The organism is Sodalis sp. (in: enterobacteria) (genome assembly GCF_047607725.1).
Classification (GTDB): domain Bacteria; phylum Pseudomonadota; class Gammaproteobacteria; order Enterobacterales; family Enterobacteriaceae; genus JBLKSS01.
The window spans coordinates 1-16,581 of the sequence record NZ_JBLKSS010000083.1; the positions used below are offsets into that span (position 1 = coordinate 1).

The following is a 16,581-nucleotide window of genomic DNA, read 5'->3' on the forward strand; positions in this document are numbered from 1 at the left end:
GCCGGCGACGAGCCAGATACGGGTGCCCGCCGGTAAGCCCATCATGATTGCGGGCCTTTGAGTTCATGGATAAGTGCGCATAACAGCGCCGGTGTCAGATTGCCGGCCAGCCGTAACCGGGCACCGGTGAACTCAATGTCACAAGTAACGGGTTCGGCAGAGGGTAAAGGAGAACGTAAAGGTGATGGTTCGGCGGTGAGTGTAACCGCCAGTAGCTCAGCCTGCTGTGTAGTGGGGATTTTAGGTTGGACACCGAACTTGCCCTGACGGTAGAGCTGGCGCCAGTTGAACAGCAAATTGTCATTGATACTGTTATCCCGTGCCAGCTTGGCAATGGATACGCCGTGCTGGAGCGCCTGCTCAACCAGCTTAATTTTAAAGTCCAGCGGGAAATTGGGACGACGTATTGAGGGTTTTGGTGGGGTTTGTTTCATGAATTGCGCCCATTAAAAAAATAATGGACATCATCTTCAATAACTTGATGGAGAATTAACAGACGGCGCTGGGCGTACGCTTACGTCTGAACCGGGCGTTTTTTTCTTCTTCCGACGCGTTACGCCGCGGCGGCTGGCGCGGATGCCGGAATTTTACCGTCCCGAAATGCCGGACTTTACCGTGCATGAATACGCCCCCCTGATCGATTCGTCCGACATGACGCCCGACGACTGGCAAGCCATCGCCCGCGATATCGCCGCCAACTATGAGCAGTATGATGGTTTTGTTATCCTGCACGGGACGGATACCATGGCATTTACCACCTCTGTGCTGTCGTTCATGTTGGAGAATCTCAATAAGCCGGTCATCATCACCGGCTCGCAAATTCCACTGGAAGCGCTACGTTCCGACGGGCAAACCAACTTGCTTAACGCCTTGTATCTGGCCGCCCATTATCCGGTCAAGGAAGTCGGGCTGTTTTTCAATAACAAACTGTTGCGCGGCAACCGTACCACCAAGGCTCATGCCGATGGGTTTGATGCCTTCGCCTCGCCGAATTTGCCGCCGTTGCTGGAGGCGGGTATCCATATCCGCCGTCTTACGCCCTCACCGGCAAGCTCGGAAGGAGGCCCGCTTATCGTGCATCCCATTACGCCCCAACCCGTAGGGGTGGTCACCCTCTACCCCGGTATTTCTGCGGACGTGGTCGGCAACTTTCTACGCCAGTCGGTGCGCGCGCTGATCCTGCGCTCCTATGGCGTGGGCAATGCGCCGCAGCATCCGGCGCTGTTGCACGAGCTTAAGCTGGCGGGCGATCGTGGTATCGTGGTGGTCAATCTGACGCAATGCCTCTCCGGCCGGGTGGATATGGGCGGCTATGCCACCGGCAACGCTCTGGCCCGCGCCGGGGTCTTCAGCGGTTTTGATATGACGGTGGAAGCCGCCTTGACAAAGATGCATTTTTTACTTAGCCAATCGTTGCCCTACCAGGATATCCGCCATCTCATGCAGCAAGATCTGCGCGGCGAATTGAGCAGCAACGATGCATCGGGAGAAAGCCATGGCCAGAGCGTTATTGTTGGTTGATTTACAGAATGATTTCTGCGCTGGCGGTACCGGAGGGCGATGCGGTGATCACCATGGCCAATGCGGCGCTGGCGCTGTGCGCCCGGCGGGGCATTCCCGCGGTGGCCAGTCAGGACTGGCATCCACGAGGATCACGGCAGTTTCGCCATCAACGCCGGGCAGCCGGTCAATACGCTCGGCGTACTGGAGGGTCTTGAGCAAATTTGGTGGCCGGTGCATTGCGTGCAAGATACCCCGGGCGCGGACTTCCATCCCCGGCTTAATCGCACGGGTCTGGCGGCGGTATTTCGCAAAGGCCAACAGCGGCATATCGACAGTTACAGCACCTTTTTTGACAACGGCCGCCGGGCGCAGACCGCCCTGGACGGCTGGCTGCGCGCGTGCGGCATCGACCGACTGACCGTCCTGGGATTGGCCACGGATTATTGTGTGAAATACAGCGTACTGGACGCCCTGCATTTGGGCTACGCCGTCGAGGTACTTACCGACGGCTGCCGGGGCGTCGATCTGAAGCCGGAGGACAGCGCGGAGGCGCTGTGGGAAATGGCGCGCCGCGGCGCAGAAATGCTGACGCTAGACGCCTTCGCCGCGCGGCTGGAGGCCTAGGAGGCTCACTAAACCCCTAAGCCCGCCCGCCGGGCGAATAGCCGGCGCTTACCTTTAAAACGCCTCGCCGACAGTCTGCCGAGACGACGTTGCGTCCAGAATGAGGTCCCCTCGAGCGAAGGGCGGCCGATGGCGCAAACGAGGTCCAGCAAAGAAATCAGCGCCAGCGCCTTACTGGGGTTTCATTCAGTACGTCGACGGTCCCGGCCTTCAGCTCTTCCAGCAAGGCACGCTTACTCTTCATGGTAATCTGGCCATCGGTACCGATGCTCATATGCTCGGGGTGACGGTTATGACGCGACTGCCACAGCATGACCATCTGCAGACAGTTGGCTTGCTGCTCCGGCGTCAGCGCCACCCCGTCGGGCCATTTGCCTAATTCCACGGCCGTCATCAGCCGTTGATAAATCTCCGGCGTCATCGTCGCCAGAAGCGCTTCAACATCCATTGCGCACCTTTCATGTGGAATAATTAGATGAATCGATAAAGCTAAGGATTATCCGGCGATTTCCTCGCCGTTTTCACCATCCTTGAAACGCAAGGAGGCGCTGTTGACGCAAAACCGCGTCCCGGTAGGCTGCGGCCCGTCGGGGAAAACATGCCCTAAATGGGCATCGCAGGCGCCGCAGCGGATTTCCACCCGCTGCATACCGTGGGTATTATCCTCAAGGTAGCGGATGGCATCGTCGCTCACCGGCTCATAGAAACTCGGCCAGCCACAGCCTGATTCGTATTTCGTTTCGGAGTAGAATAGCGGCGCGTGGCAAACCAGGCAATGGTACTGTCCGGTTCGCTTATTTTCCAGCAGCTTACCGCTGTACGGCGGTTCGGTGCCGCGCTGCTGGGTGACATAGCGCTGCATGTCGGTCATTGCTTCATCGGGTAATCGTGAGGGTGTGTTATTGGCCATTGTTACGCGTCTCTGGCGAGGGATGAGAAAGCTTTCCAGTGAAGTCATTATAACAAATAATTAACAACGCGGCAGGCAATTTTGGTATAAACTGTACAAAGAAACGTTGAAACCGTGGAAATGTGATTTTTATCACAAATTGCAACTTAACGCAGTTTATATTGGACTATGATGACCCCATATGAGCTGCAGGTGTTTTGACATCAATGGCGTACATATCGTGCGCTGTACGGGGTCAGGATTGATTTGTCGCAACTATTGACACGATTCCGCTTGGCGCTGCGCGCGGTTTTTGTAAATTTACAAGTAACCTTTTATTCATTATTAAATAGCTGGTGGAATATATGACTATCAAAGTAGGTATCAACGGTTTTGGCCGTATCGGCCGTATTGTTTTCCGTGCTGCGCAGGAACGTAACGACATTGAAATCGTTGCCATCAACGACCTGCTGGATGCGGATTATATGGCCTACATGTTGAAGTATGACTCAACACATGGTCGCTTCAACGGCACCGTCGCCGTAGAAAACGGTCATCTGGTGGTAAACAGTAAAACCATCCGCTGTACTTCTGAGAAAGATCCGGCTAATCTGAAGTGGGACGAAGTCGGCGTCGACGTTGTCGCCGAAGCCACCGGTATCTTCCTGACCGACGAAACCGCGCGTAAGCACATCACCGGCGGGGCCAAAAAAGTGGTGCTGACCGGGCCGTCCAAAGATAACACCCCGATGTTCGTTATGGGCGTTAACCACAAAGCCTATGATGGCCAGGATATCGTGTCCAACGCCTCCTGTACCACCAACTGCCTGGCGCCGCTGGCCAAGGTCATCAACGACAATTTCGGTATCGTTGAAGCCCTGATGACCACCGTGCACGCCACCACCGCCACCCAGAAAACCGTCGATGGCCCGTCTCACAAAGACTGGCGCGGCGGCCGCGGCGCGTCCCAAAATATCATTCCGTCCTCTACAGGCGCCGCCAAAGCGGTAGGTAAAGTCATTCCCGAGCTGAACGGTAAACTGACCGGTATGTCATTCCGCGTCCCGACGCCGAACGTCTCGGTTGTCGACCTGACCGCGCGTCTGGAAAAACCGGCTTCCTATGAAGACATCTGCGCCGCCATCAAAAAAGCCGCTGAAGGCGAGCTTAAAGGCGTGATGGGCTACACCGATGAAGACGTGGTTTCCACCGATTTCAACGGCGAAAAGCTGACCTCCGTCTTCGATGCCAAAGCGGGTATTGCGCTGAACGACAAATTTGTCAAATTGGTCGCCTGGTACGATAACGAAACCGGCTATTCCAATAAAGTGTTGGATCTGATCTCCCATATCGCCAATAAATAAGCTTGGTGACCGGATGACGAAAGGGCGGCAGCGATGTCACCCTTTTCTTTTACTCAGGAGGTATAACGATGTCTGACTCTCTTTTTGCGTTGCCCGTCAAACAAACCCTGTCGCCGTCCCTAACGCTACGCCAGCAAGATGAATTACCGCTGGTGGTGGTCGAACATCCTCAGGTACGGGCGGCGGTGACGCTGCAGGGCGCGCACCTTGTCGCCTGGCAGCCGGCCGGCGAGAAGCCGGTACTGTGGTTAAGCGAGAAAAGCGCCTTCCTGGAAGGCGTGGCCATCCGCGGCGGCGTACCGATCTGTTGGCCCTGGTTCGGTAAGGTTGCCACCCCCAACCACGGTTTCGCCCGCATTCTTCCCTGGGAATTAAGGTAAGCGCCCACAGCGAGGACGATAAACAGGTTCAACTGACCTTTATCCTGCGCGATAGCACCTTGACTGAACCGTTTTTCCCCCATCCCTTCACGCTTAAGGCCCACTTTACCCTCGGACAGACCTGCAGTATCGAACTAGTGGCAGAGGGTGGTGAGTATCAGACGACCTCCGCGCTGCATAGCTACTTCACCGTGGGGGCCATTGGTGATATCCACGTCAGCGGCCTCGGCGACAGCTTTATCGATAAAGTCAACGGCGGCAAGGCTGAACAACAGCAAGGCGATCTGACCTTCTCCGGCGAGGTGGATCGCGTCTATACCGCGTCTGAGCAAACAAGCCTCATTCATGATCCGGTGCTGGGACGGGTCATCGAAGTCCACCATAAGCACCATAGCGACGTGGTGGCCTGGAACTGCGGACAATCGCTCTCGCAATCGATCGGCGATTTCGCCGACGACAGTTATCTGAGCTATGTGTGCGTGGAGACGGCGCGGGTGAACGATCCGCTGGTCAGTACGGTCGCGGCGCCGGCGCAAGTGTCCTAAGGCATCGCTTGCGGCGGCGCCCAACGCCAAGCAGGCTGGTTTCAGGCGAATGCTGCCCTTGCGCAAGCCCGCGTCCATCGCTGTGGCCGCGCCCACCCCCGCAGAGCCGGGCGCGCGCTTTTCTCGCTGAGATAAGGCCCGTGTTAGTAGGCCTTGGCTTTAGGCACTATCCAACGCGGTCTTGCCCCGCGGCGCCGGAAAAGCCCGGTCCAATGCCGCGAGGTGCTCGGCGGACAAGGTGATCACTAAAGCGCCGGCGTTCTCTTTCACATGCGCCAGGCTGGATGCCTTCGTGATAGCCACCACACCCGGCTCGCGAATAACCCACGCCAGCAGCACCTGCGCCGCGCTCGCCCCTAATTCGGCGGCAATGCCCTGCACCGCCTCGTGGTGCAACAACCCTTTGCGTAATTTACCGGCCTGCGCTAGCGGGCAATAAGCCATTACCGGCAGCCGCCGCTCGTGGCACCAGGGCAGCAGGTCATATTCAATTCCCCGCGAGGCCAAATGATACAGTACCTGATCGGTCATGCACGTGTCGCCGCCCGGCAGCGACCACAGCTCTTGCAGATCAGCCACATCCAGATTAGACACGCCCCAGCGCGCGATTTTACCGTCCTACTGCAGCCGCGCCATCGCATCAACGGTTTGCGCCAGCGGAATACCGCCGCGCCAGTGCAACAAATACAGATCGAGGTGGTCGGTCTGCAGCCGGCGGAGACTATTCTCACAGGTGGTCACGGCTTTTTGCCCGCCGGCGTTTTGCGGATAGACTTTCGACACCAGAAACACCTCGTCGCGACGACCGGCGATCGCCTGCCCCACTACGCGCTCCGCGCCGACGGCGCCGTACATTTCGGCGGTATCGATTAGCGTTAAGCCTAAATCCAGCCCGCAGCGCAGCGCGCGTACCTCCTGCGCGATATCGCTATTGCGCTCGCCCATATACCAAGTACCCTGCCCAATGGCGGGAACGCAGTACCCATCGGGAAAGCGGATCTCTCTGGCGCTCATAGTCCCCTGTAAAGATATTATCGGCCCAATGCTCTCCAATTGTGCAAACGGGGCGCAAGCGCCCCGTTTTAGTGCATGCCCTGCACCGTCAGAAGCTGTAGGTGGTACCGATCCCAATAAGGCCAATAGATTGCCTATCGGTCATCGGACTGTCTTTCGCTTCATCGCTCATGCGCAGATAGCGCGCCATCACGTAGGTGCGCCAGCTTTGGGTAATAGCATAGTTCACGGTCAACTCCACATAAGGGGACCAGCCGTCGTCGGCATGATACTCACGCAGGCCGCTACGGCGCGACTCGCTGCGGCTCACGCCGTAGTAATAGTTATTCTGGTCTTCGTTTGCCCACATCGCGCCGACGCCCGGCACCAGGGTAAACCGGCCCTGCTGAATAGGGTACAGGTATGACAGATCGGCCGTGAAACCATCGCTGTTATCCAGGATATCGCCCAAATATTCCGCGCACCCCCCCCCCAATCGGCGGTATGACTGTAGCGCAGACCGGCCATAACCGTGGAGCGGCGCTTGTCCAGGGCTTTCATATCGTCATAATCATTTTTACTTGGCCGGAAATGCCAAGGCGCATAAACCGCCGTGATCGATAACTGGTTCTGCAGGTTTTTCCACAGATAGTAGCCGGCGCTCAACCCTTTCACATACACGTACTGACTATCATAATTAATCTGCGGAAACGGCAGAACTTTATCATCGTCACCCCGGTAGGGGCTGGTGGCATACACGGCCGAGACGCCGAGTGAGAAATCGTCGGCCACGGCGGCCATCGGCGACCCTGTGATGATCGACACTGCTCAGGAGCCTCCGCTCTCCCGCCTGTTTTCCAACCGTGTGATCACCCGCTATCCGGCTTTCGAGGAATTCTACGGCATGGAAGAGGCTATCGAGCAAATCGTTTCTTATTTGAAGCATGCGGCCTAGGGGCTGGAAGAGAAGAAGCAAATCCTATACTTGCTCGGTCCGGTAGGCGGCGGGAAGTCGTCGCTGGCGGAGCGCCTGAAATCCCTCATGCAGCGGGTTCCCATCTATGTGCTCAGCGCCAACGGCGAGCGCAGCTCGGTGGACGACCATCCCTTATGCCTGTTTAACCCGCAGGAGGACGCGCATATTCTCGAGAAAGAATACGGCATCCCCCGGCGCTATCTCGGTACCATCATGTCGCCCTGGGCCGCCAAACGGCTGCACGAGTTCGGCGGCGATATTACCCGCTTTAAAGTCGTCAAGGTCTGGCCGTCGATTCTTGAGCAGATAGCCATCGCGAAAACCGAACCCGGCGATGAAAATAACCAGGATATTTCCGCGCGGGTGGGCAAAGTGGACATTCGTAAACTGGAGGACCACGCCCAGAACGATCCCGACGCCTACGGTTATTCCGGCGCGCTGTGCCGCGCCAACCAGGGGGTGATGGAATTCGTCGAGATGTTCGTACGACGGCGAAAGCCTGAAGGATACCGATCCAAAAGCTAAGTCATATCAGGAGTACCGCGACTACGCCGGCGTCGATGAAGGGATGAACGGCCTGTCCACCCGCTTCGCCTTTAAGATTTTTTCGCGGGTGTTCTATTTCGATCATACCGAAGTGGCGGCCAACCCGGTGCATCTGTTCTACGTTTTGGAACAGCAGATTGAGCGTGAGCAATTCCCGCAGGATGTGGCGGAAAAATACCTGGAACATCTGAAGGGTTACCTTATTCCGAAATATGCCTAGTTCATCGGCAAGGAAATTCAGACCGCCTATCTGGAATCCTATTCAGAATATGGTCAAAATATTTTCGACCGCTATGTGACCTACGCCGATTTCTGGATCCAGGACCAGGAATACCGCGATCCGAATACCGGGCAGCTGTTCGACCGCGAAGCGCTGAACGCCGAGCTGGAGAAAATCGAAAAGCCGGCCGGCATCAGCAATCCAAAGAATTTTCGTAACGAAATCGTCAATTTCGTCCTGTGCGCCCGCGCCAGCAACAACGGCCGCAATCCGAACTGGACCAGCTATGAGAAGCTGCGTGTCGTTATTGAGAAAAAGATGTTCTCCAATACCGAAGAGCTGCTGCCGGTTATCTCATTCAATGCGAAAACGTCCACGGATGAGCAGAAAAAACATGACTACTTTGTGGATCGTATGATGGAAAAGGGATATACACGTAAACAGGTGCGCCTGTTATGCGAATGGTATCTACGGGTAAGGAAATCGTCGTAATACACGACGCGTAGACACTGTCGTCCAGAGGATATAATGGCCTATTTTATTGACCGACGACTTAACGGCAAAAACAAGAGCATGGCCAACCGCCAGCGTTTCTTGCGCCGTTATAAGTCTCAAATTAAAAGTTGATTGCAGGGGCCATCAATAAGCGTTCGATTACCGATGTGGAAAGCGGGGAATCGGTGTCGATTCCCAATACCGACATCAATGAACCCATCTTTCATCAGGGCCGGGGAGGCATGCGCCATCGGGTGCATCCCGGCAACGACCATTTTGTGCAAAACGATCGCATCGAGCGGCCGCCTTCGGGAGGGGGCGGCGGCGGTCAGGGCAATGCCAGCCAGGACGGCGAAGGGGAAGATGAATTTGTTTTTCAGATTTCCAAGGATGAATATCTGGATCTGCTGTTTGAAAATCTGGCGCTGCCCAACCTGCAGAAAAACCAGCATAAGCAGCTAAACGAATACAAAACGCATCGCTCTGGCTACACGTCAACCGGAGTGCCGGCCAACATTAGCGTGGTTCGTTCGCTGCAGAATTCACTGGTCCGGCGCACCGCCATGACCGCCGGGAAGCGGCGTGCCATCCGCCTGCTGGAGGCCGAGCTCGATAGGCTGGCCAACAGTGAACCGGTGCAGTTGCTGGAGCAAGAAAAGATCCGGCGCGAAATTGCGGAACTGCGCCAGAAAATCGATCGGGTGCCGTTCATCGATACCTTCGATTTACGCTATAAAAACTTTGAGCGTCGTCCAGAACCGTCCAGCCTGGCGGTGATGTTCTGTTTGATGGACGTTTCCGGCTCGATGGATCAGGTCACCAAGGATATGGCGAAACGTTTTTATATTTTGCTGTATCTGTTCCTGAGCCGCACCTACAAAAACGTGGATGTGGTCTATATCCGGCACCATACCCAGGCAAAAGAGGTGGATGAGCATGAGTTTTTCTATTCTCAGGAAACCGGCGGCACCATTGTCTCGAGCGCACTGAAGCTCATGGAAGAGGTCATCAAGGCGCGTTACGACCCGAATCAATGGAATATCTACGCCGCGCAGGCGTCGGACGGCGACAACTGGGCGGACGACTCCCCCCTGTGCCATGATCTGTTGGCTAATCATCTGCTGCCGATGGTGCGACAGCTATATTGAAATCACCCGCCGGGCGCATCAGACGCTGTGGCGTGAATACGAAGACCTGCAGGCGCGATTCGACAACTTCGCCATGCAGCATATTCGCGATCAGGAGGATATTTACCCCGTGTTCCGAGAATTGTTCCAAAAACAACTCAATGAGAGACGCTAATATTTCCCTAAACAGCCAGCCCGGTCCGACTGGCTGTTTATTCTTGTTGCGTTTCACCGCCGCCTGACTCGAACCCTGCCCAGGCAACGCCCCTTCCATGGCCCTCCAGCAAATGATTATCAGGCGATATTGCCCGGCGGACTCCCGTTCTCGACGTTCAATTCTTTGAGACTGCGCGAAAATCAACTGGCCGCTGGCGCTAGGCCGGCAACTGCCGACGTTCCACCGTGCCGCCACGGGTCGACAGCGTCGAAAATGACGCTTTTTGAAGGCTCATCGGAATTTACTTTCATATAAAATTATTAACTATATCGCATAATTAACTGGCTATCGTCCTGGCAGGGGCCACGCCACACGGCCACTGTGTTGCGTCACCGCGGCGGCGCAACGGCGCTCTCCCCTAGGCAGGCGCGAACGGCGACGGACGGCCAACCCGGTTATGCAGGAGTAAAAAGGCATTTTCGGCCCGTTATGACAAAAAAAGCGCTTAAACGCCTTAAAAGAGATAAATACGAAAAAAACGACTTTTTTGTTGAGAATAAAAAGGGTAGTTTAATCGAGTACCGGCCAGGGATCTGCCGGACCAGGTTTCCCGCCTCCCCCGCATCCGTCGCGGGCTCCGACGGACGACACGCCGGCAGTATGGTGAACTTCCCTCCCCTTTTCAGGTCATGGTGCCGACGCTTTCAGCCAGACAGTCACGGTAGGCATTTTGGGTCACAACGCCTCTGCGGGATAGGCAGAGACAGAGTATGAAATAAAAAATCAAAAGGAGACCGCGTTTGGACAGCAGCACCATTATAAGTTTGTTTATTATCGGTTCGATATTGGTGGGGGGGAGTATCCTGCTCAGCTCCTTTTCCTCACGTCTTGGCATCCCTATTCTGGTGATTTTTCTGGCCATTGGCATGTTGGCGGGGATAGATGGCCTGGGCGGCATCGCGTTTGATAACTATCCCGTGGCGTATCTTATCAGTAACCTGGCGCTGGCGGTAATTCTGCTCGATGGCGGTATGCGTACCCACGCCACCGCCTTTCGCGTTGCGCTCTGGCCGTCATTGTCGCTGGCGACGGTGGGGGTCATCATCACCGCCGGATTGACCGGCCTGGCCGCGGCCTGGCTGTTTGGACTGGATATGATTGAAGGCATGCTCATCGGCGCCATCGTCGGTTCCACCGACGCCGCGGCGGTGTTTTCGCTCTTAGGCGACAAAGGCTTAAACGAACGTGTCACCTCCACGCTTGAGATTGAATCGGGCAGTAATGATCCGATGGCGGTGTTTTTGACCATAACGCTTATCGCCATGATTCAAAACGGGCAAACCCACTTTGATTGGCTGTTTTTAGTGTATCTTATCCGCGAATTCGGCCTGGGTGTCGTCATGGGCCTGGGCGGCGGCTGGCTGTTGCAGCAGGTGATCAACCGCATCTCGCTGGCCAACGGGTTATATCCGCTGCTGGCGGTGAGCGGCGGCATTATGATTTTCGCTCTGACCACGGTGCTGGAAGGCAGCGGCATTCTGGCGGTTTATTTGTGCGGCTTTGTTCTGGGCAACCGGCCGATACGCAACCGATACGGTATTTTACAAACGTTTGACGGCATGGCCTGGCTCAGCCAGATCTGCATGTTTTTGGTGTTGGGACTTTTAGTCACGCCCAGCGACTTATGGATGATCGCCATTCCGGCGCTCGTCTTGTCGCTGTGGCTGATGCTGGTAGCGCGTCCGCTGTCGATTTTTGTCGGTCTGCTGCCATTTCGCAACTACACCACCCGCGAGCGGTTTTTTCTCTCCTGGGTCGGCCTCCGCGGCGCGGTACCGATCATCTTGGCGGTATTTCCGATGATGGCGGGCCTGGACAACGCGCGGCTCTATTTTAATGTGGCGTTCTTTATCGTCCTTATTTCCCTGCTGCTGCAGGGCACCTCGCTGGGCTTCGCCGCACGCCTGGCGAAAGTGGTTGTGCCGCCGACCGCGTCGCCCATTTCCCGCGTGGGGATGGATATCCATCCGGAAAACCCCTGGGAGCAGTTTATCTATCAGCTGGGAGATGAAAACTGGTGCGTGGGCGCGGCGCTGCGCGATCTGAAAATGCCCCGCCATACGCGCATCGCCGCGTTATTTCACGACAATGTGCTGCTTCACCCTACCGCCAACACCCGGCTGCGCGAAGGGGATGTGCTTTGCGTCATCGGTCGGGAGCGCGATTTGCCCGCATTGGGCAGGCTGTTCAGCCAATCGCCACCTGTCGCGCTGGATCAGCGTTTCTTCGGGGATTTTATACTGGAAGCCGATGCCCGCTTGCGCGATGTTTCCTCTATCTACGGCCTGGAATTCGCCGGCGAAGTGGATGGCGAGCTGACGCTTGGCCAGTTTGTCATGGCGTTGCTGGGCGGGGGCGAGCCGGTGGTCGGTGATAATGTGGTGGCGGAAGGCGTTGTCTGGACTATCGCGGAAAAAGACGAGCACCAGGTCAGCAAAATCGGTATCAAGATTGCCGATGAAACGGCATGAAGCAGCAGCCGCACGCTCGAGGTCGGCGCGAAGGTCTTCGGCCTGGAGGAATAACGCCGGCGCTCACCAGAGCGTAAAAAAGCGCGAACGGTTAAACGTCTGCGGCCGGCACGCCGCCGTCTTCCCGCGCACCGCTTAGGGCGTTCATTCGTCGCCGGTCAGGTTCGCGCTATAGACCTTCTCGAGCACCCGCATGGCCACCTGCATATCCCGCATATCCCGGGCATCGACATCCTCAAGGATCTCCTTACCCAGAGCATCCGCTTCCGTGCGCACTTTCTCATACAGCGCTTTCCCCTCATCGGTGACCACCAGCAGCTTTTTACGCCGGTCGGACGGGGTGGGGATGCGCAGTACCAGACCGATTTTGACCAGGCGGTCCACCATCGTCACCACCGTTGCACCTTCAACGCCCAGCCGCTGCGCCAGTTCGCTTTGCGACAGCGGTGATTCCGCGCCGGCAATAGCCGCCACCGCCACCCAGCTCGCCTGACTCAGACCCAAGTATTTCAGGTGCCGGTCAATTGCCATGCGCAGCGCACGCGAGGTCAAATGCAACATTTTTGAAAAATTTTTATATTCAGTATTCATCAGCCGTATCAGGTAAAGACACTCTATGTTAAAAATTATCACACATTGATTACGAAGACCAATGACTCACGCGTTGTCGGACAAAGAAATGATGCCTCGCCAATCATGCATATCAATTCATCGTTATCAGACGAATAAATTACCATAACAGCATTCAATGCTTTATTTACCGGGCAACTATCATTATGCTTGCCATCCCTTCATGGCGTGCGCGTGTAAATGCAAAAGTTTCTTTTCCTCCTATTACTGCTGGTATTACTGGGTCCGCTGGGCATCGATCTTTATCTACCCGTTATCCCCCTCATCGCCCGCGGTCTCCAGACCGACGAATCACTCATCCAGTCAACTATTCCGCTCTTTATTGGCGTCATGGGCCTCGGGCAACTTATTACCGGACCGCTAGTAGACTATTTTGGACGCCGTCCGCTGGCGCTGGCCGGAGTAGCGCTGTATGGCGCAGGCGCCCTTCTGGCGGCGGCGGCGACCCTTCCTTGGCTCTTCGTTCTGTCGCGGGTACTGCAGGGGCTGGCGGTGTGCTGTACTACCGTGGCATTATTCAGCTGCGTGCGCGACAGACTGGACGGTGACGATGCGGCTCGCGCTTTCAGTTTTCTTAATGGCACACTGAATATAGTGCCGGCGCTGGCGCCGATGGCGGGCGGTCTACTGGCGGCCGGTTTCGGCTGGCGCGCGCCATTTTGGGCCTTAGCCGCCTATTCGCTGCTGGTCGGGATATTGACAGCGGTAGGCCTGGCTGAAACGCGTCCTGCGGGTACCCGGGCGTCAACCACGCGGCCGTTTGTCCGCTACTGGCAGATAGCGACCCAACGCCGTTTTATTCTGTTCGCGCTGGTGAATACGGGCGCCATGGCGATGGCGTTGACCTACGTTTCTTTGTCGTCACAGGTCCTGATGGGCGAAGGCGGCCTTACGCCGCTGGGCTTTTCGATGGTATTTGGCGCGAACGAGTTTTGGATCATGCTGGCGAGCGTTATCGCCAATCGGGTGATTCGCAAAATGGGACGCCCCGTTTGTCTGACGTTCGGCACGGTATTAATGGCGCTCGGTAGCCTGATGTTGCTGCTCAGCGTCACGGCGGCGCCGGCGAGCTGGCAGACCCATTGGCTGAGTTATATGTTACCCGTCGCCACCGCCTGTGCCGGACTGGCGTTTTTGATGGGAGCCGCCACCAGCTATGCGCTGGAGCCGTTCGCCGAAGAGGCGGGCGTGGCGTCAGCGCTGAATGGTTTTGTGCAGATGGCCGGCGCGGCCGTGGTCAGCCTGTCGATGATGGCACTGCCGCTGGCGCCACGCCAGGTGCTGGCGCTGGTGATGCTATTGGGGGCAATATTTGCTTTCGCGCCCAGGCTGCGCGCGCCACGGTTGACCCGGTTGCGCCCGTAACATTCGCCCGTCATCGCGAGGCCGCGGCGTGGGTTAGCGGAGCTGGACCGTCACCCGCGGCGCCAGCGCGCTCATGAGTTCATAGCCCAGGGTACCGGCGGCGGCGGCCACCTCATCGATTTTGACGTGATTCCCCCAAAGTTCGACCTTAGCGCCGATGCGCGCCTGTGGACAAGGCTGCAAGTCCACCATAAGCATATCCATGGAAACCGCGCCCAGAGTGCGCGTTCTGACGCCGTCGACCCAAACCGGCGTCCCGGTGGGCGCGTGGCGCGGATAGCCATCGGCGTAACCGCAGGCGACGACCCCGACCCGCTGCGTCTCGCTTAGCCGGTGGCGACCGCCGTAACCGATGCGTCCCCCGGCGGGCACCGCCTGCACGGCAATCAGTTCGCTTTGCAACGTCATCACCGGCCGCAAACCGCTGGCGGCGATGTCTTGCCAGTCGCCGCTAGGGGAAGCGCCATAGAGAATAATGCCGGGCCGGACCCATTGCCCATGGGTCTTCGGATGCCACAACGTAGCGGCTGAATTCGCCAGACAGCGCGGGCCCATCAGCCCATCGCCGGCGCACGCCACCACCGCCATTTGCGCCTCGACCCCTTCCGGCATGTCGGCATAAGCGAAATGGGTCATCAAAGTCAGCGTCGCCACCTGTTTTAGCTCACTCAGCGCTTGCCAGGCGTCGGGCAACGCCCGATCGCTGAAGCCCAGCCGATTCATGCCGCTGTTCAATTTGAGGTAAATGTCCAGCGGCACGCGCGGGGTCATGCGCCCCAGGGCGTCGATCTGCCAGTCGCTGTGTACGGCGGTGGTCAATCGATAACGATCGATTTCCTCTAAATCGGCCTGCTGAAAAAAACCTTCCAGCAGTAAAATGGGGCCGCGCCAGCCCTTCTCCCGCAGCACGACCGCCTCATTGAGATCCAGCAGCGCAAAACCGTCCGTTTGCTGCAACCCCTGCCAAACGGCGTTCAGACCATGGCCATAGCCATTGGCTTTGACCACCGACCACACGTGCGTTTGCGGCGCATGACGGCGGACAATGGTTAAATTTGACGCCAGCGCAGCTAAATCCACCGTAGCGACAATCGGACGTGGCATGAAAACAGCTCCTTACCTCTAAAGAAACGGCCGCGCGATGCGGCCTCAGATCCGTCGCGCAACGGCGACGGCATCAAATTCAGGCGCATAACGCGCGACGGACAGATCGTCATAACGAATATCCGGCACCCGCGCGCTGATAATATCCGCCAGCAGTCGCCCCGAGCCGCACGCCATTGTCCAGCCCAGCGTACCGTGACCGGTATTCAGATACAGGTTTTTAAGCGCCGTGGCACCCACCAGGGGCGTGCCATCCGGCGTCATCGGCCTCAGGCCGATCCAGAACGTCGCTTGCTCAATATGACCGCCGGTGGGAAATAAATCGCGCACCACGGTCTCCAGAGTCAACCGGCGTTTCGGCAGCAGCTCGGTATTGAACCCGGCGATTTCCGCCATTCCCCCCACCCGAATACGCCGATCGAAGCGGGTGATCGCCACTTTATAGGTTTCGTCCAGCACGGTGGATACCGGCGCGCCCTGCTCATCAGCCAACGGGATCGTTAACGAATACCCCTTTAACGGATAGACCGGAATAGAGACCACATCCTTTAGCATGGCGGTGGAATACGACCCCAACGCCATCACATAGGCATCACCACGCACTATTTCGCTGCCGCAGCTTACGCCGTCAATGCGGTTGCCATTACGCACCAGCACGCCGACTTGACAGTTATAACGAAATGAAACCCCTTTTTCCGCCGCCATGGCGGCAAGGTGGCGGGTAAATAATTGGCAATCGCCGGTTTCATCATTCGGCAAGCGTAAACCGCCGGAGAGCTTATGGGCGACGCCGGCCAGCGCTGGCTCGACATTGACCAATTGATTGGCCTCCAGAAGCGAATAGGGTACGCCTTCATCGCGCAATACCGCAATATCTCTCTGGGCGTTGGCGAATTGCTTATCGGTGCGGAACAATTGCAGCGTTCCCCCCTGACGGCCTTTCATAGCCAATACCGGTTTCGCAGCGTAACGCTTTCAAACAATCGTGACTGTTGCAGATTCCGACGTATCCGATCATCTGTTCCGGCGACATCCGATCAGTTATTCCGATATTTTCCGATCACCCATTCCAGTGATATTCGATCACGTGTTCGCTCATCTTCTGACTCGGTTTTAGTCTATTTTTCCTGTG

8 protein-coding genes and 8 pseudogenes are annotated in these 16,581 nt (G+C 56.9%); 8 read left to right on the forward strand and 8 right to left on the reverse strand.

Features of this window, described 5'->3' with window-relative positions:
- Nucleotides 1–41: 41 nt before the first annotated feature.
- Nucleotides 42–434: a transposase gene (locus ACMX3H_RS08275; protein WP_415210470.1), complete on the reverse strand. Its 393-nt coding sequence runs from the start codon at nucleotides 432–434 to the stop codon at nucleotides 42–44.
- 127 nt (nucleotides 435–561) lie between these two features.
- On the opposite strand from ACMX3H_RS08275, the pseudogene ansA reads away from it, so the two are divergent.
- Both ansA and pncA read left to right on the forward strand, forming a co-directional pair.
- A pseudogene (ansA, locus tag ACMX3H_RS08280) lies at nucleotides 562–1,521 on the forward strand (asparaginase); the annotation flags it as partial.
- Nucleotides 1,496–2,127: pseudogene (gene pncA, locus ACMX3H_RS08285) on the forward strand (bifunctional nicotinamidase/pyrazinamidase). The pseudogenes ansA and pncA, both read left to right, overlap by 26 nt.
- A 157-nt stretch (nucleotides 2,128–2,284) precedes the next feature.
- Here the strand turns inward: pncA and ACMX3H_RS08290 are convergent.
- Both ACMX3H_RS08290 and msrB read right to left on the reverse strand, forming a co-directional pair.
- The gene (locus ACMX3H_RS08290; RefSeq protein WP_415210471.1) at nucleotides 2,285–2,575 is read right to left on the reverse strand and encodes a YeaC family protein; all 291 of its coding nucleotides are present in this window, start codon (nucleotides 2,573–2,575) and stop codon (nucleotides 2,285–2,287) included.
- A gap of 48 nt (nucleotides 2,576–2,623) precedes the next feature.
- Nucleotides 2,624–3,037: a peptide-methionine (R)-S-oxide reductase MsrB gene (msrB, locus tag ACMX3H_RS08295; protein ID WP_415210472.1), complete on the reverse strand. Its 414-nt coding sequence runs from the start codon at nucleotides 3,035–3,037 to the stop codon at nucleotides 2,624–2,626.
- Between the two features lie 344 nt (nucleotides 3,038–3,381).
- Here msrB and gapA point away from each other — a divergent pair, with 344 nt between their 5' ends.
- Together gapA and ACMX3H_RS08305 are read left to right on the forward strand one after the other, a co-directional pair.
- On the forward strand, nucleotides 3,382–4,380 hold the full coding sequence (gene gapA, locus ACMX3H_RS08300; protein WP_415210473.1) for a glyceraldehyde-3-phosphate dehydrogenase: 999 nt from the start codon (nucleotides 3,382–3,384) through the stop codon (nucleotides 4,378–4,380).
- A 68-nt stretch (nucleotides 4,381–4,448) separates the two neighbouring features.
- A pseudogene (locus ACMX3H_RS08305) lies at nucleotides 4,449–5,305 on the forward strand (D-hexose-6-phosphate mutarotase).
- 159 nt (nucleotides 5,306–5,464) lie between these two features.
- On the opposite strand, the pseudogene ACMX3H_RS08310 reads toward ACMX3H_RS08305, so the two are convergent.
- Nucleotides 5,465–6,319: pseudogene (locus ACMX3H_RS08310) on the reverse strand (aldo/keto reductase).
- Nucleotides 6,320–6,407: 88 nt separating this feature from the next.
- Nucleotides 6,408–7,099: pseudogene (locus ACMX3H_RS08315) on the reverse strand (MipA/OmpV family protein).
- On the opposite strand from ACMX3H_RS08315, the pseudogene ACMX3H_RS08320 reads away from it, so the two are divergent.
- The 3 genes and pseudogenes from ACMX3H_RS08320 to ACMX3H_RS08330 form a co-directional block, all read left to right on the forward strand.
- Nucleotides 7,095–8,532 (forward strand): annotated as a pseudogene (locus ACMX3H_RS08320) (hypothetical protein); the annotation flags it as partial. The pseudogenes ACMX3H_RS08315 and ACMX3H_RS08320 sit on opposite strands and share 5 nt — an antisense overlap.
- A gap of 36 nt (nucleotides 8,533–8,568) precedes the next feature.
- Nucleotides 8,569–9,837, forward strand: a pseudogene (locus ACMX3H_RS08325) (YeaH/YhbH family protein).
- Between the two features lie 782 nt (nucleotides 9,838–10,619).
- Nucleotides 10,620–12,350, forward strand: a complete 1,731-nt coding sequence (locus tag ACMX3H_RS08330; RefSeq protein ID WP_415210474.1) for a potassium/proton antiporter — start codon at nucleotides 10,620–10,622, stop codon at nucleotides 12,348–12,350.
- 144 nt (nucleotides 12,351–12,494) lie between these two features.
- Here the strand turns inward: ACMX3H_RS08330 and ACMX3H_RS08335 are convergent, their stop codons facing one another.
- On the reverse strand, nucleotides 12,495–12,941 hold the full coding sequence (locus tag ACMX3H_RS08335) for a MarR family winged helix-turn-helix transcriptional regulator (RefSeq protein ID WP_415210475.1): 447 nt from the start codon (nucleotides 12,939–12,941) through the stop codon (nucleotides 12,495–12,497).
- A gap of 219 nt (nucleotides 12,942–13,160) precedes the next feature.
- Here ACMX3H_RS08335 and ACMX3H_RS08340 point away from each other — a divergent pair, with 219 nt between their 5' ends.
- The gene (locus ACMX3H_RS08340) at nucleotides 13,161–14,345 is read left to right on the forward strand and encodes a multidrug effflux MFS transporter (RefSeq protein ID WP_415210476.1); all 1,185 of its coding nucleotides are present in this window, start codon (nucleotides 13,161–13,163) and stop codon (nucleotides 14,343–14,345) included.
- A gap of 33 nt (nucleotides 14,346–14,378) precedes the next feature.
- Here the strand turns inward: ACMX3H_RS08340 and dadX are convergent, their stop codons facing one another.
- Entirely contained in the window at nucleotides 14,379–15,449 is a 1,071-nt protein-coding gene (gene dadX / locus ACMX3H_RS08345) for a catabolic alanine racemase DadX (RefSeq protein ID WP_415210477.1), read from the reverse strand.
- 45 nt (nucleotides 15,450–15,494) lie between these two features.
- A pseudogene (locus tag ACMX3H_RS08350) lies at nucleotides 15,495–16,440 on the reverse strand (D-amino acid dehydrogenase); the annotation flags it as partial.
- Nucleotides 16,441–16,581: the final 141 nt, after the last annotated feature.